The organism is Ruania suaedae (assembly GCF_021049265.1).
Taxonomy (GTDB): domain Bacteria; phylum Actinomycetota; class Actinomycetes; order Actinomycetales; family Beutenbergiaceae; genus Ruania; species Ruania suaedae.
Genome location: NZ_CP088018.1, coordinates 3,501,031 through 3,522,440, shown reverse-complemented (window position 1 = coordinate 3,522,440; position 21,410 = coordinate 3,501,031). Strand labels below are relative to the sequence as shown.

Sequence of the window (21,410 nt, the reverse complement as noted above, 5' to 3'; positions counted from 1 at the left end):
CGACGCACGGCCCGGTCACCCCAGGGTGGCCGGGCCGTCGTGCGTCCGGGGGTGGGCCGTCACCAACTGACGGCCCACGCGAGGTCCGTGCCAGATATGGCGCGGCTGATCCCAGGCCCGTCAGATGCGTTCAGACTCCGAGCACCATCCACCGGCTACCGCGTGAGCGCAGCCATGTCGTGAGCGCTCGCGCGCCCAGGAAGCCGCCGGCGAAGGCGATCCACAGCCAGACCAGACCCAGCGCGCCCTCGGGCGCCCATCTCGCGACCGCCCAGAGCAGCGGCAGATAGACGACGAGCGCGATCGCTCCGGCGACGGCGAGATAGACGCCGTCGCCGGCGCCCATCAGCACCCCGTCGAGGACGAACGGCCAGGCGGCCACCGGCATCAGGACTCCGATGACGATCAGTCCCAGGTGCGCGGCGTGCTGCACCGCCGGGTCGGAGGTGAACAGCGGGGTGAGGAACCCGCCGAGGCCCGCGATCACCACACCGATCCCGACCCCGGCGAGCGTGCCCCACTGCAGGCACCGCCGGACGACGGCCCGGACCTCCTCCGGCCGGCGCGCCCCGAGTCCGTGGCCGACCAGCGCCTGTGCCGCGATGGCGAGGGCGTCCAGCGCGAACGCGGCCAGCCCCCACACCGAGTTGACGATCTGGTGCGCCGCGAGTGGCACGCTGCCCAACGACGTGGCGGTGGCGACGGTGAGCAGGATCGCCACCCGCAGCGTGAGGGTGCGGATGAGCAGCGGCAGCCCCGCCCGCGCGTTCGCGAGGATCCCGCCGGGCGCCGGCCGCAGCGAGACCCCTCGGGCCCGTGCCGCCCGCACGACCACCCGGATCAGCCACACACCCATGCCGATCTGGACCACCGCCGTCGCCAGGCCCGACCCGGCGATCCCCATCCCGGCGCCGTAGACGAGGAGCACCGAGCCGGCGGCGTTCGCGATGGCGCCGGTGACGGCGACCCGCAGCGGCGTGCGGGTGTCCTGCAGACCCCGCAACGCGCCGGTGGCGGCGAGCACCACGAGCATCCCGGGGATGCCGGGGAGGCTGCTGCGCAGGTACGCCAGGGCATGGGGTGCGACCTCCGCCGACGCGCCCATCGCGCGGACCACCGGATCCGCGGCGGCGTAGCCGGCGATCAGCAGCAGTGCGCCCAGTCCGAGCGCCAGCCAGATGCCGTCCATCCCGACGGCGAGGGCCCCCTTCTCGTCCCCGGCGCCGAGGCGCCGGGCCACCGCGCCCGTGGTGGCGTAGGCGAGGAAGATGAACAGCGCCACGGTGGTCATGAGCAGGGTCGAGGCGAGGGTGAGGCCCGCGAGCTGAGAGGTTCCGAGATGGCCCACGACGGCGGAGTCGATCAGGACGAACAGCGGCTCGGCCACGAGGGCGCCGAGGGCGGGCAGCGCGAGGTCAAGGATGCGGCGATCGAGTACGCGCCCGGCGGGTCGCGCCTGTGCGTCCGGCGTGTCGTCCACGGATCCTCCGACTTTCTTCTGTCCACAGGCGGTGGGCGCCAGGACCACGGCAATCACTGGGGTCTGAACGGTTGTCCACATGGCCGCTGCCGACCTGTGCACAACCACGAGCACTGTCCTCCACAGGCCGTGCACAGCCTAGGACGTCTTCGTCCCCAGGGCGCATGAGCAGCCGCTTGCCACGGTGTGGGCGAGTGCGTACCGTCGCCCGGTGCCGTGTCGGTGGTCCCTGATAGGCCTGGGTGACGTGGTCGTGGCGAGGGAGGAACCGGTGTTGGTGGAGCAGAGGATGGTGCGGCGATGAGCGTCTCCGAGATCACCGAGGCGCCGGAGAGCTTCGATCGCACCCCACCGCAGGACGTCGCGGCCGAGCAGTCGGTGATCGGCGGGATGCTGCTGTCCAAGGACGCCATCGCCGATGTGGTCGAGGTGTTGCGGGGCAACGACTTCTACCGGCCGGCGCACGAGGCCATCTACGACGCCATCCTCGACCTGTACGGGCGGGGGGAGCCGGCGGACGCCGTCACGATCGCGGCCGAGCTGACCAAGCGCGGTGAGCTCAGCCGGATCGGTGGGGCGCCCTATCTGCACACGCTGCTGTCGTCGGTGCCGACGGCGGCGAACGCCGGCTACTACGCGCGGATCGTGCGCGAGCAGGCGGTGCTGCGCCGTCTGGTCGATGCCGGAACGCGGATCGTCCAGCTCGGTTACGCCACCGACGGCGGCGACGTGGACGATCTGGTCAACACCGCACAGGCGGAGATCTACGCCGTCACCGAGCGGCGCACCTCCGAGGACTACGTGCCGCTGAAGGACGTCATCAACTCCACCATGGAGGAGATCGACGCCGCCTCCCATCGTGGGGAGGGGATGATCGGCGTGCCCACGGGGTTCGCGGATCTGGACGCCTTGACGAACGGCTTGCACCCGGGGCAGATGATCGTCGTGGCGGCCAGGCCGGCGATGGGGAAAAGTACCCTGGGACTGGACATCGCCCGGGCAGCCTCGATCAAGAACGGGCTGACGTCGGTCATCTTCTCGCTGGAGATGAGCCGCAACGAGATCACCATGCGTATGCTCTCGGCCGAGTCGCAGGTGCCGCTGCAGAATATGCGCAAGGGCAATATGCGCGACGAGGACTGGACGCGGCTGGCCCGCACGATGGGCAAGGTGTCCGAGGCACCGCTCTACATCGACGACAGCCCGAACATGTCGCTGATGGAGATCCGGGCCAAGTGCCGCCGCCTGAAGCAGCGCAACGATCTCAAGCTCGTCATCATCGACTACCTGCAGCTGATGAGCTCGGGCAAGCGGGTCGAGTCCCGCCAGCAGGAGGTCTCGGAGTTCTCCCGCGCGATCAAGCTCCTCGCGAAGGAGCTCGAGGTTCCGGTGATCGCGATCTCGCAGCTGAACCGTGGCTCGGAACAGCGCACGGACAAGAAGCCACAGGTGAGCGACCTTCGTGAGTCCGGCTGCCTGACGGCCGAGACCACAGTGCTGCGCGCCGACACCGGTGCCGAGGTCACGATGGGTGAACTCTTCCGTCAGGGTGCGACGGACGTCCCGGTATGGGCGCTGGACGATCGTCTCAAGTACGTTCGCCGTCACCTCACGCACGTCTTCAGCACGGGGACGAAGCAGGTGTACCGGTTGCGGTTGGCCTCCGGCAAGGAGATCCGTGCGACTGCGAACCATCCGTTTCTCACGTACTCGGGATGGACGCCATTGGGAGAGCTGGAGGAAGGCTCGAGGATCGGTGTGCCACGCCACGTGCCTGCGCCGAGCGAATCGATGGAGTGGGATGACCGGAAGGTCATCATGCTCGCCCACCTCCTCGGTGACGGCTCGTTCGTGCCGCGCCAGCCGATCCGGTACGCCTCCGTCGATCCGGACAACCTGACGGCAGTGACCACGGCAGCCGAAGCGTTCGGGATCACGGCCCAGCGCGACGACTACCCGGCTGCCCGGTGCACCACGCTCCGGCTGCCCGCGCCGTACCGGTTGACTCACGGCAGGAGAAACCCCATTGCTTCCTGGCTGGACGAGTTCTCGCTGTTCGGTCGCCGCAGTCACGAGAAGTTCATCCCCGATCCCGTCTTCCACCTGCCCAAGGCCCAGATTGCCTTGTTCATCCGGCACCTGTGGAGCACGGACGGTTCGGTCACCATCACGAAGGGCGCACGATCTGGCCGCATCTACTACGCCACGACCTCGCGCCGCTTGGCTGACGGATTGAGCCGACTCCTGCTCAGGTTCGGGATCTCCACGCGCGTTCGCGCGACCGTCAAGGGTGCGTATCGCCCGAACTACAGCGTCGACCTCTCAGGGGTGGACGATCAGCGGCGCTTCCTCCAAGAGATCGGCGTGCACGGTTCCCGTGGGCAGCAGGCCGAGAGGCTCCTCGCAATCATCCGCGATGTACAAGCCAACACCAACGTCGACACAGTGCCCCGAGAGGTGTGGACCGACGTTCGGGACGTGCTGGCGGAGCGTGCGATGACTCATCGTGAGTTCGCCGCGGCCATGGGCACACAGTTCTGCGGCTCGACGATGTGGAGGCGTTCCCCATCGCGCGCGCGGCTCGGGAGGGTGGCGACCCTCCTGGAGAGCCAGGAGCTGGAGGTGATGGCCGTCAATGACCTTCTCTGGGATTCGGTGGTGTCCATCACCCCGGACGGCGTGGAGGAGGTCTATGACGCCACAGTGGCGGGCAACCACAACTTCGTGGCGAACGGTATCGCTGTCCACAACAGCATCGAGCAGGACGCCGATATGGTCATCCTGCTCCATCGCGACGACATGTACGAGAAGGAGTCGCCCCGTGCCGGCGAGGCCGACGTGATCGTGGCCAAGCACCGCAACGGGCCCACCGACACGATCGTGGTGGCGTTCCAGGGGCACTACGCACGGTTCGTCGACATGGCCCACTGATGCCCGGCAACGCCGTCGGGCGCTTCGGACGAGCCCGCCGGCCCGGGCTGGCAGCCGGGGAGGGGGATGCGCGGTCTGGCTTGACCGTGTGCTCACCACACCGTGTGGGATTGCAGCCGTGATGTGTGCTGACCGAGCGAGGAGCCTGACGTGCAGTCGATGATCCCCGACTACCTGGAGCAGGCGCTCGCGGAGGTGGCACCGACGACAACGGGCGAACTTGCCGGGTATATCCCGGAACTCGCTGCGGCGGACCCCGAGCGCCTCGGCGCGGCCTTCGCCACGACCGACGGCCATGTCTATGGCGCGGGGGACGTCGGGACCGAGTTCACGATCCAGTCGATCTCCGCCGTGAAGGTGTCGTAGTCATATCCGGCCGACCTTCGAGGACTGCCCCGAAGCCTCGGCGGTGGTCCGTGATCACCCGGTAACCCGCCGCGAGAAGTTCTCGTGTCTGTTTCTCCCAGCTGTCGCCGTTCAGCGGATACCCATGGATCAGCACGACAGGCTGACCCGAACCCTGGTCTTCGTCGTGCAAGCTCGATTGGCGTGCTGCTCTCGTCACCGACGGTGACGTATCGCATGTCCTGTGTCCCTGTGGGCTTCGGCCAGCACACCGATCTCGCCCTGCGAGGCCAACCTCGCCTTGCCGTGGACTCGCGTCAAGCCGGCTAGACATCCCGGCGCGCACCAGCGAGTCTCACCGCAGCGCGACCAGCCGGCGTAGCGCCCATGCGGCCGGTAGCGCGTACCCGAGCACCACCGGCGCAGCGCCGTCGATCGTCAGCCATGTCCGGGAGCCGGCGTTCCCCCCGCACCCGGGCTGTACGCCGTGAGCGAGCCGGAGCCGGATCGGTCCACAGCGCACCCGCCACGCCCACTCCCACGCGGCGCTGTCCACCTCGGTCACCGTGAAGTCGGCGCGCAGTCCCAGCGGGCCGTGGACCGCCCCGCGCGAGCCCACGCGCAGAATCTCGTCATCGCAGGTGACCGAGCGGATGTGGCCGGCCCACTCGGGCCACCGGCCGGGATGGACGTAGCGGCTCCAGACCTCCTCGGGCGAGGCGTCGCCCGTCACCGCGATCGTGCGACGCATGAGACCTCCTGACCTCCGGTGCGCGCCGTCAGCCGACGCGCACGATCACCTTCCCCGAGGCCTGCGAATCCGCCGCCACCGCGAAGGCGTCCTGAACGTCCTCGAGGGCGAGCTCGTGCGTGATGACCGCCTCGATCTGCGGGTTACCGGCGAGCATCGTGATCGCCTCATCGATCTCGGCGTCGTAGCGGAACACCCCGCGCAGCGTGATCTCCTTCGACACGATCGGTGCCAGGTTCACTGGCCGGTCGGAGTTCGGGACGTTGCCGACCTGCACGAGCGTCCCGCCCCGCCGGCACGCCTGCAGCAGGGGGTGCACGGTCTGCGGCAGCCCGGCGCACTCGAAGACGACGTCGAAGGCCGATTCGGGCAACCCCGCCTGTGAGACGTCGACCACCTCGCTCGCCCCGAGCGTCGTGGCCCGCTCGAGCGGGCCCGAGCGCACGTCCGCGCACCACACCTCCGCCGCGCCCTGCGCCAGGGCGGCCGCGGCGGTGAGCAGCCCGATCGGGCCCGAGCCCGAGACCAGCACCCGGCGCCCGTGCACCGGCGCCACCGACAGCGCATGCAGGGCGACGGCAAGCGGCTCGACCAGCGCCGCGGTGCGCAGCGAGAGGCCGGCGGGCAGGGGGCGTACCTGGTCGACGGTCACGATCAGTCGTTCTGCCATCGCCCCGTGGGTGTGCGGGGAGGTGGAGGCGCTTCCCAGGAACGAGCCCCCGGCCCACGTGTGCCGTGGCCCGTCCGACGGCGGCCCCCACGTCGAGGGGTGGACGGTCACCGGCGTGCCGGGTTCGTACCGTCCCGAGGGGTCGGACTCGATCGTCCCGGACATCTCGTGCCCGGGGATCAGCGGATCGACGATCCGGAAGATGCCGGCCGCGCCGTCGGAGAAGTAGTGCAGGTCGGACCCGCAGATCCCCACGTAGGTGGGACGGATGGCGACCTGCCCCGGCCCGGGCTCGGGCGCCGGGACGTCCTCGAGTCGCATGTCCTGCTTGCCATGGATCCGCACTGCTCGCATGACGGCGATCCTATGTGTCCTGCCCTGACCGCCCCCGTGCCGGGGGTCCCGGCGGGCAGCATCACCCGGCAGAGCCCAGGTGGGTGGCTTAGCATCACAGGCATGGACGCCGCGCTCGAGGATCCGGGTCGCCGCGACTCGGACTCGGCCGAGGGCGGATGACGAGAGCTGGGTCGGCGCCCGAGTCCAGCACCCCGGTCCCGGCCACAGAGCCCGCGCACCAGCCTGGGAGGGCGGGAGGCAGGCTCCTGGGAGTCGATCTGGCGCGCGCCGTCGCGATCGCCGGGATGGTGGCGGTCAACGTCGGCCCGCGGGATGATTCCGGACCGGCCGATCTGGTCATCCGCGCCGCGCACGGCCGGGCGTCGTTGCTGTTCGTCCTGCTGGCCGGGGTGGGCATCGGCCTGCTCGTCAGCCGCACCGGTACCGGGCGGGTCGCCGGCAGCCTGGCGTGGCGAGCAGGCGTGCTGATCGTCATCGGGCTCGCGCTGCAGCCGCTGAGTCACGACGTCAGCGTCATCCTGCCGACCTATGCCGTGCTCTTCGCGCTGGCTCTCGGCGCGGTCCGGCTGCCCCGGTGGGCGCTGATCGGCGCAGCATCGGCCATCACCGTGGTCGGACCGATCCTCTGGATCCTCGCGCAACAACCGACCGAGCCGTTCGACCTGGCACTTGCCCCGATCACCGCCGGGCCGGTCGCGATCCTGACCGCCATCCTGCTCAGCGGACCCTACCCGGTGATCACCTGGCTCGCCCCGTTCCTGTGCGGGCTCTGGCTCGGCCGGTGCGACCTCGCCTCGCCGGCGGTGCAGAGGCGGCTGGTCGTGGCCGGTCTCGGCGCCGCCGCGCTCGCCGTGCTCGGATCCCGGCTGCTCGTGGCGCTCACCGGACAGCCCGACGAGCAGCAGGTCGGGTTCGACCGGCTGGTCTCGGCCGTCGCTCACTCGCAGATGCCACTGTGGCTGATCTCGGGCACCGGCCTGGCCACTGCCGTGCTCGGCGCGATGCTGTTGCTGGCACCGCGCGCTCGATGGTTACGCCCGCTCATCGCTCTCGGTCAGCTCTCGCTGACGGTCTACGTGCTGCACCTGATCCTGCTGGCCACCGTGATCCGGCCGGGTCCGACGACGGCGTGGGCCGGCCTGGCCATCACCGGCGCCATCCTCGCCGTTTCCATCCTGCTCGCCACCCTGTGGCGATCCCGCTTCGAGCGCGGACCGTTCGAGGCGCTCATGCATCACCCGTTCCGCCACCGCTCCCGCACGCCGTAGGAGGATCATGCGACGCGCCACCCGCGCCCTGACCGCCGCCCCGGCCGCGCTGGCACTCGTGCTGGCCGGCTGCACCGCCCCCGATGAAACCCCGCAGGAGAGCCCCACCGCATCCTCGGCGCCGCCGGGCCCGACGGCGGAGCCCTCACCGGAGCCGACCACCGAGGATCCGGAGCCGCCGCCACCGGCCCTGGCCGAGCACGGCGTCAGCGCCGCCCACCCGAGGGCCGTCGATGCCGGGATGCGGATCCTCGAGCAGGGCGGCACCGCGGTGGATGCCGCGATCGCCACCGCCTTCGCGGTGAGCGTGGTGGAACCGTTCGCCTCCGGCATCGGTGGCGGTGGATCCGCGATCGTCGCGCCCACCGGCGGCCGGCCCGAATCGTATGACTACCGCGAGGAAGTGGGTAGCGACGGGCGGGTCCCGGCCAGCGGTACCGGTATCCCGGGCTTCGTGGCCGGAATGGCCGAGCTGCACGAGCAGCATGGCGAGGTGGCGTGGGAGGACCTGCTCGACCCGGCGGTCGCCCTCGCCGAGGACGGCTTCGAGGTCTCGGACTTCCTGGCCTTGCGGATGCGCAGCGACTACGGTCCCGGCGCCGTCGGCTCCCTCGGCCAGTTCGCCCCGGGCGGGGCTCTCCTGGAGGCGGGCGAGAGGCTGGTGCAGGAGGATCTGGCCACCACCCTGCGTGCGATCGCCGCGGACGGGTCAAGAGCGTTCTACGAGGGCGCGCTCGCCGGCGAGCTCGCCCGGGTCGAGGGGATCGACGCCGCAGCCCTCGCCGGATACGAGACCGTCCGGTCCGACCCGGTCTCGGGCCAGGTCGGTGACTACGAGGTCGTCTCCGCGGCGCCCGCACTTCCGGGCGCCGCCCTGGTGCAGATGCTCCAGGTCGCCGAGTCCGGTGGGGCCGGGGAGGTCTCGCCGTCGTCGGCGGACTACGTCGAGACGCTGTCCCGGGCGTGGCTGGTGGCGGAGGAGACGGCGAACACCGTGATGGGTGACCCGGCCTTCGTGGAGGTCCCCGTCGAGGAGCTGACGGACCCCGGCGCCAATGCCGACCGCGCCGCACAAGTCATCTCGGCACCGTCGTCGGCGATGCGCGAGCCCGCGCCACCGCAGGGTGTGACGGCCGGCAACACCACCCACCTCACGGTCGTCGACTCCGACGGCCTGATGGTCTCGATGACGAACACCCTGACCAACTTCTGGGGCTCGGGTGACATGGTCGCTGGGTTCTTCCTCAACAACCAGCTCAGCAGATTCGAGGCGATCTCCAGCACCGCCAACACGCCCGAGGCGGGCCGGCGATCGGTCAGCTGGTCGTTGCCGACCGTCGTGCTCGACGCCGAGGGCCGGCCGGTCCTGGGCATCGGTTCGCCCGGAGGCCGCCAGATCCCGAACATCCTCGCCACCGTCATCACCCGGTGGGCGCTGCACGGGCAGTCCCTCGAGGAGGCGGTGGCGGCGCCGCGCTTCATCCTCGACGGCACCGTGCTGGTGACCGAGCGACAACCCCCTGCCGAGGTGACCTCGCAGCTGAACGCCCTGGGCTGGTCGGTCGAGGTGGTCCCGGCCGCCGACGCCGTCTTCGGCTCGGTCCAGGCCCTCGAGGTCGACCATGAGTCCGGCCAGGTCAGGGGCGCCGCCGATGAGCGGCGGGAGGCCGATGTGGAGATCGCCGAGCCCTGATCGGGCCGACACCGGGGGCTGCGCGCCCCCTTGCCCTTTCCAAGGTATAGCGCAGGTGGGGCCTTGCGGCAAGGCCCCCGTCGTGACTCACAATCGTCGCTTCGTCCCGGCGACGGCGTCCCTCGCCCCGACCGGCCCGTCCACCTCCCCGGAGCCTCACCATGCCCACCGCCACCGCTGCCGATATCTCGCCCCCGGCCCCGTTCGCGCTGCCCGGCCACCTCCACGCCAAGTCCGACTCGGCCCTGATCGCCGACGATGCGGCGCATCTGGCCGACGTCGCCGCCGCGCTCCAGTCCCAGATCTCCGCCCTCACCGACCGGCTCACCAGGACCAGGAGGGATCCCGGCCGGTCCGGCCAGGCCGCGCTCGAGCGCGACGCCGAGATCCGCCGGCTCACCACGCGCATCCGCACCCTGCGCCGGTTCGGGCTCGATCTCGTGCTGGGCCGGATGGTCTCCGCCGACGGCGAGAGCACCTATGTCGGCCGGCTCGGCCTGACCGATCACGCCGGCCACCGGTTGCTGGTGGACTGGCGCTCCCCGGCCGCTGAACCGTTCTTCGGCGCCACCCACGGCGATCCGATGGGTCTGTCCAGCCGGCGGCGTTATCGCTGGAGCCAGGGCCGCATCGTCGACTACTGGGACGAGGTCTACCGCAGCGATGGTGAGCAGCAGAGCGCGGCGATGGACGACCAGTCGGCATTCATCGCCAGCCTCGGCGCGTCCCGGTCGGACCGGATGCGGGACGTGCTCGGCACCATCGCCGCCGACCAGGACGCGATCATCCGGGCGCCGGGCAGCGGTGCGTTGATCGTCGACGGCGGACCGGGCACCGGGAAGACCGTGGTCGCCCTGCACCGGGCCGCCTATCTCACCTACTCGGACCCGCAGCTCGGCGAGGGTCGCGGTGGGGTGCTCGTGGTCGGCCCGCACCGGCCCTATCTCCACTACGTCTCCGACGTCCTGCCCAGCCTCGGGGAGGACGGGGTGGCCACCTGCACCCTGGCGGACCTCCAGCCGGAGGGCGCCACTGCCGCACCCGAGACCGATCCCGAGGTCGCCCGGCTGAAGTCCACCGCCGCGATGGTGCGCGGCATCCGCACCGGCATCCGGTTCTACGAGGAGCCGCCCACCGAGGAGACCCGCGTCACGCTGCCCTGGGCGACGATCGTGCTCACGCCCGAGGACTGGGCCGAGGCCTTTCGCGCCGTCGACCCGAGCGTGCCCCACAACGAGGCGCTCACCGACATCTGGGACGCCCTGGTCGAGATCGTCGCCGACAAGCTCACCGGCGACGAGGAGGCCTCCCCCGAGGTGATCCGGCGCAACCTCACCCGCAGCACCGCCCTCACCGACGCCCTCGGGAACGCGTGGCCGAGGCTGGCCGCGACGGACGTCGTCGGGGACCTGTGGACGGTGCCGGCGTTCCTGAAACTCTGCGCCCCGTGGCTGGACCGCGAGGAGATCCGGCTCCTCCAACGCAGTGACCCCCGCGCCTGGACCACCGCCGACCTGCCACTGCTCGACGTGGCCCGCCGCCTGCTGGGGGACGCGGATCTGGTGCGCCGGGAACGGGAGCGGGCGACCGCCGTCGCGAGTGAACGTGCCGCCATCGGGGAGGTCATCGACCACCTGATGGAGCACGACGACTCCGAGCTCGGCGTGATGAGCATGCTCCGGCACGAGGACCTGCAGGAGGCGCTGGTGGACGACTCGGCGCTCCCGCGGGAGGTCCGGGACCGGCTTGCCGGACCGTTCGCCCATGTGGTGGTGGACGAGGCGCAGGAGCTCACCGACGCCGAGTGGCAGATGGTTCTCGCCCGATGCCCCTCGGCGAGCCTGACGATCGTGGGTGACCGGGCGCAGGCGCGCCAGGGTTTCCCGGAGTCCTGGCAGCAGCGGTTGGAACGTATCGGTCTCACGCGCACCCGCGTGGCGAGCCTGTCCACGAACTACCGCACGCCGTCGGAGGTGATGGCCGAGGCCGAACCGGTGATCCGCGCCGCGCTGCCGGACGCGAACGTGCCCACCTCGATCCGGGCCGGCGGCGTACCGGTGCGGCGCGGATCGGTCGCGGAGCTGGAGGCGATCGTCGAGGAGTGGCCGGCCGAGCACCCCGGTACGGCCTGTGTGATCGGGCACCCGGACTTCCCGGGCACCGACCGGGTGCAGTCGCTGACGCCGCAGCTCGCCAAGGGTCTGGAGTTCGACCTGGTGGTGCTCGTGCGACCGGAGGAGTTCGGTGACGGGATCACCGGCGCGGTGGACCGCTACGTCGCGATGACCCGGTCCACCCGTGAGCTGGTGGTGCTGACCTGACGGCGTGGCCTCCCGGGGCTCGTGGCCTCGTCAAAATGCGGCGATCCGCGGCTGCGACCGGTCCTCGGTCGCCACCAGCACGTCGAGCAGGTCGCTCTGCATCTCGAGCCGGCGGGCCCGGAAGGCGTCGTCGTGCCAGAGGTTGACCTGCTCGTCGGGATCGGAGGCCATGTCGTAGAGCTCACCATCGCGATCGCGGGTCGAGGCCGTCGCGCCGTGGTGGACCACCAGCTTCCAGTCGTGGGTGCGCAGCATCGTGGTGTGCACCGCAGGGTCGTAGGCCGAACCGCTGTTGCGGTACTCCGAGAGCACCCAGTCCCGGTCGGGCCAGTGCTCACCGGACCACAACGGCGCGAGGTCACGACCCTGCGCGCGGGGCATCTCCTCAGCCTGCGCCGCAGCAACCAGCGTGGGCGCGAGGTCGATCCACTCCACCAGCTCCTCGTGCACGGCGCCGGCCGGAACGTGGCCCGGCCAGCGCACGATGAGTGGCACCCGGACCGCGCAGTCGAACATCATCGGCCCCTTCAGGAGCATCTGGTGGTCGCCCAGCATCTCGCCGTGGTCGCTGGTGAACAGGACGATGGTCTCCTCCTCCAGTCCCTCCTGCGCGAGGGCATCGAGGATCCGGCCGACCTCATCGTCGACGAGCGAGACCATGGCGTAGTAGTGCGCCTTGATCTCCTGGATCTGCTCGGCGGTGTAGTCGGTGAAGCCCGGGAGGGCGCCGGCGTAGGACTCGCGTGAGGCGTCGGAGTAGATGGCCGGCTTGGTGCTCAGATCCGAGGTGACCGGCGCGGGCAGGGCCCCGGCGTCGTAGCGGTCGCGATACTCCGGCGGAGCGCCGAACCCGTGGTGGGGGTCGAAGAAGTTGGCGATGAAGCAGAACGGCGCGCTCCGATCGCGGGTGCTGGTGAGGAACTCGATCGTCTCCTCACCCACCCAGTGGCTGTAGTGCGCCTCCCGCGGCAACCGGTCGATCGCCTGGCGCCCCTGGGCCATGGTCTCCTCGAGCAGCCCGGGGAAGTGCCGCCGGAGCCAGTGGTGGTACTCGTTGCCCGGGGAGGGCAGGTACGGGTCGTGGGCCCAGCGGAAGATGCGGAAGCCGTCGTCGATCCGTGGCTCGATCCGGCCGCCGAAGGCGGAGCCCAGGTGCAGCTTGCCTGCCAGACCGCAGTCGTAGCCGGCATCGGCGAGGGTGCGGGTGAAGAACTGCTCATCGGGGCTGACGTCCACGCCGTTGGCCCATACGCCGTGGTTGTGCACGTAGCGGCTCGTCATCAGGCTGGCGCGGGAGGGGGCGCAGACCGTGGCCTGGACGTAGCAGTTCGAGAACCGCGCGCCCTGGGCGGCGAGGCGATCGAGATTCGGGGTCACGATGTGCGGGTTCCCGGCGGCTCCGAGGGCGTCATAGCGCTGCTGATCGGTGCAGATGAGGAGGATGCTCGGGCGGCTCATGGCGGGGTTCCTCCGGCGTTCGGCATCGAGACGGGGCAGGGCGGGTCCGGCGACAGCGTCGGACCCCTCAGCCATGTTTGCGCAAACATCGAGACGGGTCAAGAACCCAACGCTCGGTGCTCCCTCAGCGAGGGGGTGGCGCCGTCGAGGAGCGCACCACGAGGCGCGGTCGGACGAGCTTCTCGCGCGGTCCGGGGGCGTCGGAGGAGCCGTTCACCACGCTCAGCAGCAGGCCCAGGCAGCGGCGGCCCACCTCCTCCAGATCCTGGTTGACGGTCGTGAGCGGAGGGGTCAGGAAGGGGGTCACATCGCTGTCGTCGTAGCCGATGACGCTGAGCTGGTCCGGCACCCGGCGCCCGCGCTCGTGCGCCGCGTGCAGAATCCCGGCGGCCATCTGGTCGTTGGCTGCGAAGATCGCGGTCACTCCCTCGCGCGTGAGCAGTTCGGACCCGGCGTCATAGCCCGATTGCGGCGACCAGTCCCCGATCAGCGGGGCGGGGACGGTGCGGCCGGCCCGCCGCAACGTCGTGCGCCAGGCGTTGCGGCGCCGTGCACCCGGGTGCGATCCCGTGGGCCCGGAGACGTGGTGCACCGTGCGATGGCCCAGGTCGAGCAGATGCTCGACGGCAGCCCGGGCGCCGGCAGCCTCATCCATCCCGAAGCTCGGGTGGGTCCGGGTCGCGCCGCTGTCGGCCACGACCACCGGCACCTCCTCCGGCAGCTGCAGGTTGGGCGTGTCCAGCACCCGTGCCTCGATGACGATGATGCCGTCGACGGCGCGGTCGGTCAGGCCGCGGACCGCGGCCCGTACTCCCTGTTCGGTGGGAGTCTCCACGACGGCGAGGCTGACGGAGTACCCCTGCTCCTGTGCCTCGGCGATGACGGCGTCGACGATGCGGATGTTCCCGACCGCGGTGAGGTTGAACGTCACCACGCCGATGGTGCGGAACTTCCCGGTGGCCAGTGCCCGCGCAGCCGCGTTCGCGCGGTAGCCCAGCTGCTGCATCGCCGCCTCGACCTTCTCGCGCGTCTCGGGCGTCACCCGGGCGTTGCCGTTGGCGACCCGTGAGACGGTCTGGCCGGAGACGCGGGCGAGCCGGGCGACGTCGGCCATCGACGCGCCCTTGGTGGCGCCGGTGCCGGGGCGTCGGGCCATGGCTCGCTCCTCTCGGTGCATCGGGCGGCTTGCCGGACCATTCTGCCCCGACCTGCGTGCCGGCGGTCCGCCCGCGCGCCACTACTGGTGCTGGACGCCTTCGAAATCGCTGAGCGAGGTGTCGTAGCTCTTGCCGCCGACGTCGTACATCGACGTCATCCAGTGGTGGAAATTGTCCCCGCCCTCCCGCAGATGTTCGTAGAGGCGGTGGAGCAGCTCGGCGCGGACGTCGGCCAGCGCCTCGTCCTGGTAGCGGTTGTGCATCTCGTCCGGATCCGCCTCCAGATCGTAGAGCTCGTTGACGCTCTCGGGATTCACGACCAGCTTGTGGCGGCGGGTCCGGAGCATGCGCTGCGGGTAGGGGAAGTGGTGGCCATGGAACTCGGCGGTGATGTCCTGGCGCCAGTCGGCCGGCTCCTGCCCGTGTGCGAGCGGGAGGAGGCTGCGGCCATCGGCGTGCGCGTCCGGCTCGAGCCCGGCGAGGTCGAGGATCGTGGCGGTGTAGTCGATCAGACTGGTGAACGCCTCCGATCGCCGGCCACCCGCGGAGTCGGGTAACCGGAGCAGTCCTGGGATCCGGTAGATGTCCTCGTACATCGCCGGCCCCTTGTCGTGCAGCCGGTGTGCGCCGGTGAACTCACCGTGGTCAGCGGTGAAGGCGACCGCCGTGCTGTCCCACAGGTCCAGGCGGTGCAGTGCCTCGACGAGGCGGCCCACCTGCTCGTCGATCAACCGCACGTACCCCCAGTAGGCGGCCACGAGCCAGCGGCGGGTGCCGTCGTCGAGAGTGTCGTGCGTCCAGTGCTCGGAGTACCTGCGCTGCACCGGGGGCTTGCCCTCGAACGTCTCCGCGACCGAGGCGGGCAGCTCCACCAGCGCCGGGTCGTAGAGATCCAGATACTGCGCCGGGAGCAGGTAGGGCAGATGCGGGCCGAAGAAGTGGGTCGCCAGGTAGAAGGGCGTGCCGTCCCGGTGCCGCTTCTCGGCATACTGTTCCAGCCGTTCGATGGTCCGGTCGGTGAGGAAGTGCTCGAAGGTGGCCTCGGCCGGCTGGTGCAGAACCCCGGCGAGCAGGTTGCCCGGCTCACCGTTGGGGAAGGTGCCACGCACCTCGTCCGTGATCCGCGGCTCGGGCAGCCCTCGGGCCGCCAGCCACTCCCGGTACTCCGGGTGGGCGATCGGATTGTGCCACCCGGGGTAGTGCGACCCGTCGAAGCCGAACTCGCCGGGCCCCCGCTGCCGCCCGACATGCCACTTCCCTTCCAGCCCCACGTTGTAGCCGGCGGCCCGCAGGCGCTGCGAGAACGGGGTGAACTCGTCCGAGAGCTCCTCGGCGTAGCCGACGTTGCGTTCGTAGTTGGCGAGCAGCTGATGCCGATAGGGCAGGACACCGGTGAGCAGGCTCGCTCGCGCCGGGGTGCAGATCGCTGACGGCGTGTAGCAGGCATCGAAGGTCGTGCCGGATGCCGCGAGGGCGTCCAGATGCGGTGAGGTGCCGTGCCGATTGCCGTAGCAACCGAGCGTGTCCACGCGGTGTTGGTCGGTCATCACGAAGAGGATGTTCGAGCGGTCGGTCATCGGGCCTCCTAATGTTTGCGCAAACGTATCTCATCGCGCGTTGAGGCACCAGATGCGGCTCCTTGGGCTCAGATCTGGTGCAGCGGCAACGGAAACTGGCCCTTGACCGTCGTCCGTGCTGTGTTAAGTTTGCGCAAACATCACCCGCTGATCAGGTCGGCCCGCCAGCGTGACGGAGCCACCTGCAGGGACGACAAGGGAGTGTCCTGATGAGCAGTAAGCGCTTGACTCGCAGCACTGGGCAGCAGTGGCGTCCGCGGGCATCCGTCAGTCGGCGGAGCCTCATCGCAGGATCGGGCGCGGGCCTGCTCGCCGGCGCACTGGCGAGCTGTACCGGTGGTGGCCAGAGCTCGCAGGAGCAGCCGAGCGGTGGTGGCGACGGCACGGTGCAGTGGTGGGACCAGTTCCGTCCGCTGACGACCACCTTCGATGAGGCGCTCTTCGCCCCGTACATGAGCGACCATCCGGACATCACGGTCGAGCGACGGCAGTTGGAGGGTCCGGATCTCGGGCAGGCGCTGCAGGTGGCGCGCCGGAGCAATCAGCTCCCCGACGTGCACTCCCTGGCCGGGCTGGACGCCGCCCCGGCTGCGTTGGTCAGCGAGGGATGGTTCCAGCCGATCAGCGACTACGTCGACATCGAGGGCAGCGAGCTCGGTGACCAGCTCTACGACGGCCGGCAGCGCTTCGACGGCGCCGTCTACTCCGTGCCCCTCTTCTCCAGCCGGTGGCACGATGCCACCCCCTGGTACAACTCGGCGCTGCTCGAGGAGGCGGGCATCGATCCCGAGGAGGAGCCGGCCACGTGGGACGAGCTGCGTGCCCTGGCCCGGCGCGTCTCCCAGAACACCGACGCGCACGGCATCTTCGTGCCGGGCCAGGAGCCCGCCTACCTGAACGCGCTCGCCATCCGGCTCGCCCAGACCGCCGGCGCGCCCGGCGAGATCGACTGGAGGACCGGCGAGTACGTGCAGGACTCCGACGCCTTCATCCAGGCGATCGAGTTCCTCCGAGCGCTCCAGACCGATGGCGTCATCCACCCCGCCTCGCCGTCGATGGGACCGCGCGACGCGCGCGCCCGCTGGGCCGCCGGGGAGGGGGCCATCTACCCCTGGGGTCCCTGGTTCATCGGCGGCCTGATGGTCGACGAGCCGGACGCCGTCGAACGGGGCATGGGCTGCTGGCGCATCCCCGGCCCGGAGACCACCCGCAACCCCGTCTACAGCGCCCCGCCGGGCGGCGTCTTCTGGCTGTCCGCGGATGCGCGGGAGCCTCAGGCTGCCTCCGAGCTCATCCTGCAGATGGCCACGCCGGAGTTCCAGGCCGAGCTCGCTGCCGCGATGGACCAGCCGCCTGCGTTGCTCGAGGTGGTCGAGGACGCCGACGTGCATCCCGCCTACGCTCAGGCCGTGGCCAACTTCGCCGAGGACGTGCGCATTGCGCCCAGCCCCGAGGTGGGCAGCCCCGGCGTGTGGCGGGTCCAGGCCGCGATGCGCGACATCCGTCCGCATGTCGGCGACCTGCTGCAATCGATGCTCGCGGGAGAGGACGTCGACATCGAGGATGGTCTCGCACGGTACAAGGACGAGATCAGTGCCGAGCGTGAGCGCGCCATCGCCGATGTGCAGGAGGACGGCGACGAGGTCAGCCTGGACGCCTGGGCCTTCGGCAACTGGGACCCCGAGTCCGACTACGAACTCGCCGACTACGACGCACGATGACTGCGACGCTCGACAAGAGCCGCGATCTGGCCGCCTCGGCAGGGAAGGCGCCACGGCAGGGCGGGCTGTGGCGTCGACTGCGCAAGGACTGGTGGATCTACCTGTTCCTGCTGCCCACGCTGGTCGGGTACGGGGCGTACACCGTCTACCCCTTGGTGGCCTCCTGGTGGTTCGCGTTCCTGGACTGGCCTGGATTTGCCGATGCGGGCACGTTCATCGGAATCGAGAACTTCGAGCGCCTCGTCGGTGATGACCTGTTCTGGAACTCCTTCCGCAACTCCCTGGTCTTCCTGGCCCTTGCCGTTCCGTTGCGAGTCGGTCTGGCGTTGTTCCTGGCGATCCTGCTGAACCGGAAGCGGACCCCGTTCAAGGGGTTGCTGCGCACGCTGTTCTTCCTGCCGGTGGTCACCACCGGCGCGATCATCGGCGTGGTGTTCACGCTGTTGCTGGACGGGAGCGGACCGATCAGTGTGGCGATGGTCGGGCTGGGGTTGCTCGACTCCCCGGCCAACTTCGTCGCCGAGTCCGGCACCTCCTTGTACGCCGGTGTGGCGGTATGGGTGTGGAAGTGGCTGGGGATCACGATGATCTACTGGCTGGCCGCGCTGCAGACCATCCCGGACGAGGTCCACGAGGCAGCGATGCTCGACGGTGCCCGGCCCTGGCAGGAGTTCCGCTCGATCACGCTGCCGCTGCTGATCCCGTTCCTGGTGATCATCACCCTCATCGACACCGTCGGTGCGCTGAACGTGTTCGACCTGATGTACACGATGACCGGCGGTGGCCCCGCCTTCTCCTCCGAGGTGATCGAGATCTTCATCTTCCGCACCGCCTTCGGCGCCACTGTGCCTCAGCTGGGGTACGCCTCAGCCGCTGCTGTGCTGTTCGGGGTGCTGACCATGGGTCTGGCCGTCGCCCAGGCCGTCGGCGTGCGGTGGGCACGCCGGGCGACGGGAGGCATGAAGTGAGCGCCCCGACGCGCGAGCGCACCACAGGTGGCCGGCGCCTGCCGGCCCCCGGTCGCGGTGCGATCCGCCCCGACGGGCTCCGGGCGCAGCTGACGCGACCGGGGAGCCTGCTCATCTTCCTCGGCCTGCTCATCGCCGCGCTGATCTGGATCTATCCCTTCATCTGGCTGGTCTCGGCCTCGTTGAAGACCCAGCCGGAGATCTTCGGCTCCGGGCTGGGCCTGATCCCCGAGACCCCCGTGTGGGAGAACTACTCCCGCGCCTGGACCGTGGTCGGGTTCGACCGGTACTTCCTGAACTCGGTGATCATCACCGGCGGGACGGTGCTGCTGATCGTGGTGCGCAGTGCGCTCGCCGGGTATGTGCTGGGCAGGTACCAGTTCGTCGGCAAGAAGCTGCTGATCGCGATCTTCCTGATCACCTTCTTCCTGCCCGAGGGCTACACCATCATCCCGGTGGTCCAGCTCACCGACCAGATCGGGCTGCTCAACACCCATCTCGGCGTGATCCTTGGCCTGGGCGCCGGCGGGCAGGTGGCCGCGACGTTGCTGTACGCCGGGTACTTCAGCGGCCTGCCCAAGGAGCTCGAGGAATGCGCCCGCCTGGACGGCGCCGGCCACTTCCGGACCTTCTTCCAGGTGATGCTCCCCCTGGCCTGGCCCATCACCGCCACCGTGATCATCCTGAACTTCCTGTTCGCGTGGAACGTCTACCTCCTGCCCCTGGTGTTCACCCTCTCCGAACCGGCGCTGCGCACCCTGGCAGTCGGCATGAGCGCCTTCATCGGCGAATACTCCACCGACTGGTCCGGTCTGGCTGCTGCCGCCGTGATCTCGTTGCTCCCGGTCATGGCCGTCTTCATCGCTTTGCAACGCAAGTTCGTCGACTCCATCGCCGGAGCAGTCAAACAATGACCCGAACGGAGCCCCACCATGTCTGACCAGCGTCCGTCCGCCCCGGCCCGCGAGGCCGTGGTCGCCATCGACTCGAGGCGATCCCTGGGCCGGGTCGATGACAACATCTACGGTCATTTCCTGGAGTCCGCCTTCTTCGGGAACATCGACGGCGGCGTCCTCGACGAAGGCTCCGAGCTCGCCGTCAGCGAGCCCGGCCTGCTCCAGGGTGTGCGCTCGGACGTGATGAGGCTCGTCAGCGACCTCGATCCGGGAGTCATCCGCTGGCCGGGCGGCAACTTCACCTCGGCCTACCACTGGGAGGACGGTATCGGCCCGCGGGACCAGCGGCCCACCCGGCTGGAACTGGCCTGGGGTGACGTGGAGACCAACCGCTTCGGCACCGACGAGTTCCTTGCCTGGTGCGAGCAGGTGGGTGCCCTCGCCTATCTCGCGCACTCCGCCCGCGACGTCGACGAGGCGGTGCGGTGGGTCGAGTACACGAACGCGCGGCAGGACACCACCCTGACCCGTCGCCGGGCCGCGAACGGTCGCGACGAACCCTGGAACGTCCGGTACTGGGGCGTGGGCAACGAGGTGTACGGACCGTGGCAGATGGGCCACCGCACACCCGAGCAGCACGCCGCGGACGCACTGGAGCACGCCCGCTTCATGCGGGCGGTCGATCCGGATATCCGGTTGATCGGCGTCGGGATCCCGTGGAATCAGGAGGCGTGGACCCGGCCGCTGCTGACCCGCGCCGGCCGCTACCTCGATTACGTCTCGCTACACCTGTACGGAGCCAGCAACCACCTGTGGGCCGGCGACGACTACGACGCCATGGTGGCCCAGTCGCTCTACTTCGAGCAAGAGATCTCCACCTACTCCCAGCTGGTGACCGATCTGGCCACCGAGGCCGGCCTGGACCGCCCGCCGGCACTCGCGCTGGACGAGTGGACGATGCGCCACCTGGAACCGGCGTCATGGCCTGCGCCCGAGGCCGGTGCGGACGGCGGGACAGCACCACGCGAGCTCGAGCCGGTCGAGGAGTGGCCGGGCCGGATGCGCGTGAACCGGTGGAGCCCGCGCACCATCGGTGACGCCGTCTTCTGTGCCGGGGTCTTCCATGCCATTCACCGCACGGCCGGTTCGCCGGCACCGGTGGCGATGGCGAACCCCGTCAACCTCGTCAACGCCAACGGTCTCGTGGTCTCCCGGCCCGGTGGGGCGTTCCGGTCAGCGATCTATCACGTGTGGGACATGTACCGGCACCACCTCGGCCGCACGGTGCTGCCGTGCGCGGTGGAGGGGCCTGCGCGCTCGGCCCACGTGCGCCAAGGCGATCAGCGCAGCGGTCGCGGCGAGCAACTGTCGGTGCCGATGACCGTGCCGTACGTGGATGCCTGCGCCACCCGGGCCGAGGATGGATCGGTGCGCCTGGCCGTGATCAACCGGCACCGGGACGAGTCGATCCGGGTGCACCCGGTGATCGATGGCAGCACCGAGGGGCCTCGCCGTGCGCAGGTGCACTGCCTGGGAGGCGACCTGGACGGTGTGGACACCGTCAACGACCTCGGGCGGCCGGACGCCGTCACCGTCCGCGACCACGGCCAGGTCGAGGCGGACGGCGGCGGCTGGCTGCTGCCGCCCCACTCCGTCACCGTGCTCACCCTGGGGCAGGTGTGAGCGCAGAGCTGGACTATCCGCGGCCGCAACTCGTGCGCGAGCACTGGCAGGATCTGTGCGGTTCCTGGGCTTGCCACCGAGAGCAACGGGCTGCTGACTGCGCCCACGGACGACGTGGGGAGGACCACACCGAG

The 21,410-nt window shown here is 70.1% G+C and carries 16 protein-coding genes; 9 read left to right on the top strand and 7 right to left on the bottom strand.

Annotated elements, in window-relative coordinates; genetic code table 11:
- Window positions 1-130: 130 nt before the first annotated feature.
- The gene (locus LQF12_RS16225) at window positions 131-1,480 is read right to left on the bottom strand and encodes an MATE family efflux transporter (RefSeq protein WP_231053937.1); all 1,350 of its coding nucleotides are present in this window, start codon (window positions 1,478-1,480) and stop codon (window positions 131-133) included.
- A gap of 300 nt (window positions 1,481-1,780) precedes the next feature.
- On the opposite strand from LQF12_RS16225, the gene LQF12_RS16220 reads away from it, so the two are divergent.
- Together LQF12_RS16220 and LQF12_RS16215 are read left to right on the top strand one after the other, a co-directional pair.
- Window positions 1,781-4,411, top strand: coding sequence for a replicative DNA helicase (locus LQF12_RS16220; RefSeq protein ID WP_231053936.1), 2,631 nt, complete (start codon window positions 1,781-1,783; stop codon window positions 4,409-4,411).
- Window positions 4,412-4,570: 159 nt separating this feature from the next.
- Window positions 4,571-4,777 (top strand): glutaminase, encoded by a 207-nt coding sequence (locus LQF12_RS16215; protein ID WP_231055634.1) that lies wholly within the window; start codon window positions 4,571-4,573, stop codon window positions 4,775-4,777.
- On the opposite strand, the gene LQF12_RS16210 is transcribed toward LQF12_RS16215, so the two are convergent.
- Genes LQF12_RS16210 through LQF12_RS16200 form a run of 3 tightly spaced genes read right to left on the bottom strand, consistent with a single transcriptional unit; the run spans window position 4,740 to window position 6,531 of the window.
- Window positions 4,740-5,090, bottom strand: a complete 351-nt coding sequence (locus LQF12_RS16210; protein WP_435531247.1) for an alpha/beta fold hydrolase — start codon at window positions 5,088-5,090, stop codon at window positions 4,740-4,742. The genes LQF12_RS16215 and LQF12_RS16210 overlap by 38 nt on opposite strands.
- Before the next feature lie 21 nt (window positions 5,091-5,111).
- Window positions 5,112-5,507: an SRPBCC family protein gene (locus tag LQF12_RS16205; protein ID WP_231053935.1), complete on the bottom strand. Its 396-nt coding sequence runs from the start codon at window positions 5,505-5,507 to the stop codon at window positions 5,112-5,114.
- A gap of 28 nt (window positions 5,508-5,535) precedes the next feature.
- On the bottom strand, window positions 5,536-6,531 hold the full coding sequence (locus tag LQF12_RS16200) for a zinc-binding dehydrogenase (RefSeq protein ID WP_231053934.1): 996 nt from the start codon (window positions 6,529-6,531) through the stop codon (window positions 5,536-5,538).
- 158 nt (window positions 6,532-6,689) lie between these two features.
- Between LQF12_RS16200 and LQF12_RS16195 the strand changes: the two genes are divergently transcribed.
- The 3 genes from LQF12_RS16195 to helR all read left to right on the top strand — a co-directional run bounded on the left by LQF12_RS16195 (window position 6,690) and on the right by helR (window position 11,816).
- Window positions 6,690-7,802: a DUF418 domain-containing protein gene (locus LQF12_RS16195; protein ID WP_231053933.1), complete on the top strand. Its 1,113-nt coding sequence runs from the start codon at window positions 6,690-6,692 to the stop codon at window positions 7,800-7,802.
- Window positions 7,803-7,809: 7 nt separating this feature from the next.
- Window positions 7,810-9,495: a gamma-glutamyltransferase family protein gene (locus LQF12_RS16190; RefSeq protein WP_231053932.1), complete on the top strand. Its 1,686-nt coding sequence runs from the start codon at window positions 7,810-7,812 to the stop codon at window positions 9,493-9,495.
- A 161-nt stretch (window positions 9,496-9,656) separates the two neighbouring features.
- A complete protein-coding gene (helR, locus tag LQF12_RS16185) occupies window positions 9,657-11,816 on the top strand; it encodes an RNA polymerase recycling motor ATPase HelR (RefSeq protein ID WP_231053931.1) in 2,160 nt (719 codons plus the stop codon).
- Window positions 11,817-11,846: 30 nt separating this feature from the next.
- Here the strand turns inward: helR and LQF12_RS16180 are convergent, their stop codons facing one another.
- From LQF12_RS16180 to LQF12_RS16170, 3 genes are all read right to left on the bottom strand, one after another.
- A complete protein-coding gene (locus tag LQF12_RS16180; RefSeq protein WP_231053930.1) occupies window positions 11,847-13,274 on the bottom strand; it encodes a sulfatase family protein in 1,428 nt (475 codons plus the stop codon).
- Window positions 13,275-13,398: 124 nt separating this feature from the next.
- On the bottom strand, window positions 13,399-14,430 hold the full coding sequence (locus tag LQF12_RS16175) for a LacI family DNA-binding transcriptional regulator (RefSeq protein WP_231053929.1): 1,032 nt from the start codon (window positions 14,428-14,430) through the stop codon (window positions 13,399-13,401).
- Window positions 14,431-14,511: 81 nt separating this feature from the next.
- Entirely contained in the window at window positions 14,512-16,008 is a 1,497-nt protein-coding gene (locus LQF12_RS16170) for a sulfatase family protein (protein WP_231053928.1), read from the bottom strand.
- A 209-nt stretch (window positions 16,009-16,217) separates the two neighbouring features.
- Here LQF12_RS16170 and LQF12_RS16165 point away from each other — a divergent pair, with 209 nt between their 5' ends.
- The 4 genes from LQF12_RS16165 to LQF12_RS16150 are packed head-to-tail and all read left to right on the top strand — an operon-like array spanning window position 16,218 to window position 21,276.
- Window positions 16,218-17,729: an ABC transporter substrate-binding protein gene (locus LQF12_RS16165; RefSeq protein WP_231053927.1), complete on the top strand. Its 1,512-nt coding sequence runs from the start codon at window positions 16,218-16,220 to the stop codon at window positions 17,727-17,729.
- Window positions 17,726-18,697, top strand: a complete 972-nt coding sequence (locus tag LQF12_RS16160; protein ID WP_231053926.1) for a carbohydrate ABC transporter permease — start codon at window positions 17,726-17,728, stop codon at window positions 18,695-18,697. The genes LQF12_RS16165 and LQF12_RS16160 overlap by 4 nt, the downstream gene beginning before the upstream one ends.
- Complete coding sequence (locus LQF12_RS16155; protein WP_231053925.1) at window positions 18,694-19,611, top strand: carbohydrate ABC transporter permease; 918 nt, start codon at window positions 18,694-18,696, stop codon at window positions 19,609-19,611. The genes LQF12_RS16160 and LQF12_RS16155 overlap by 4 nt, the downstream gene beginning before the upstream one ends.
- A gap of 18 nt (window positions 19,612-19,629) precedes the next feature.
- A complete protein-coding gene (locus LQF12_RS16150; protein ID WP_231053924.1) occupies window positions 19,630-21,276 on the top strand; it encodes an alpha-L-arabinofuranosidase family protein in 1,647 nt (548 codons plus the stop codon).
- The last annotated feature ends 134 nt before the right edge of the window (window positions 21,277-21,410 follow it).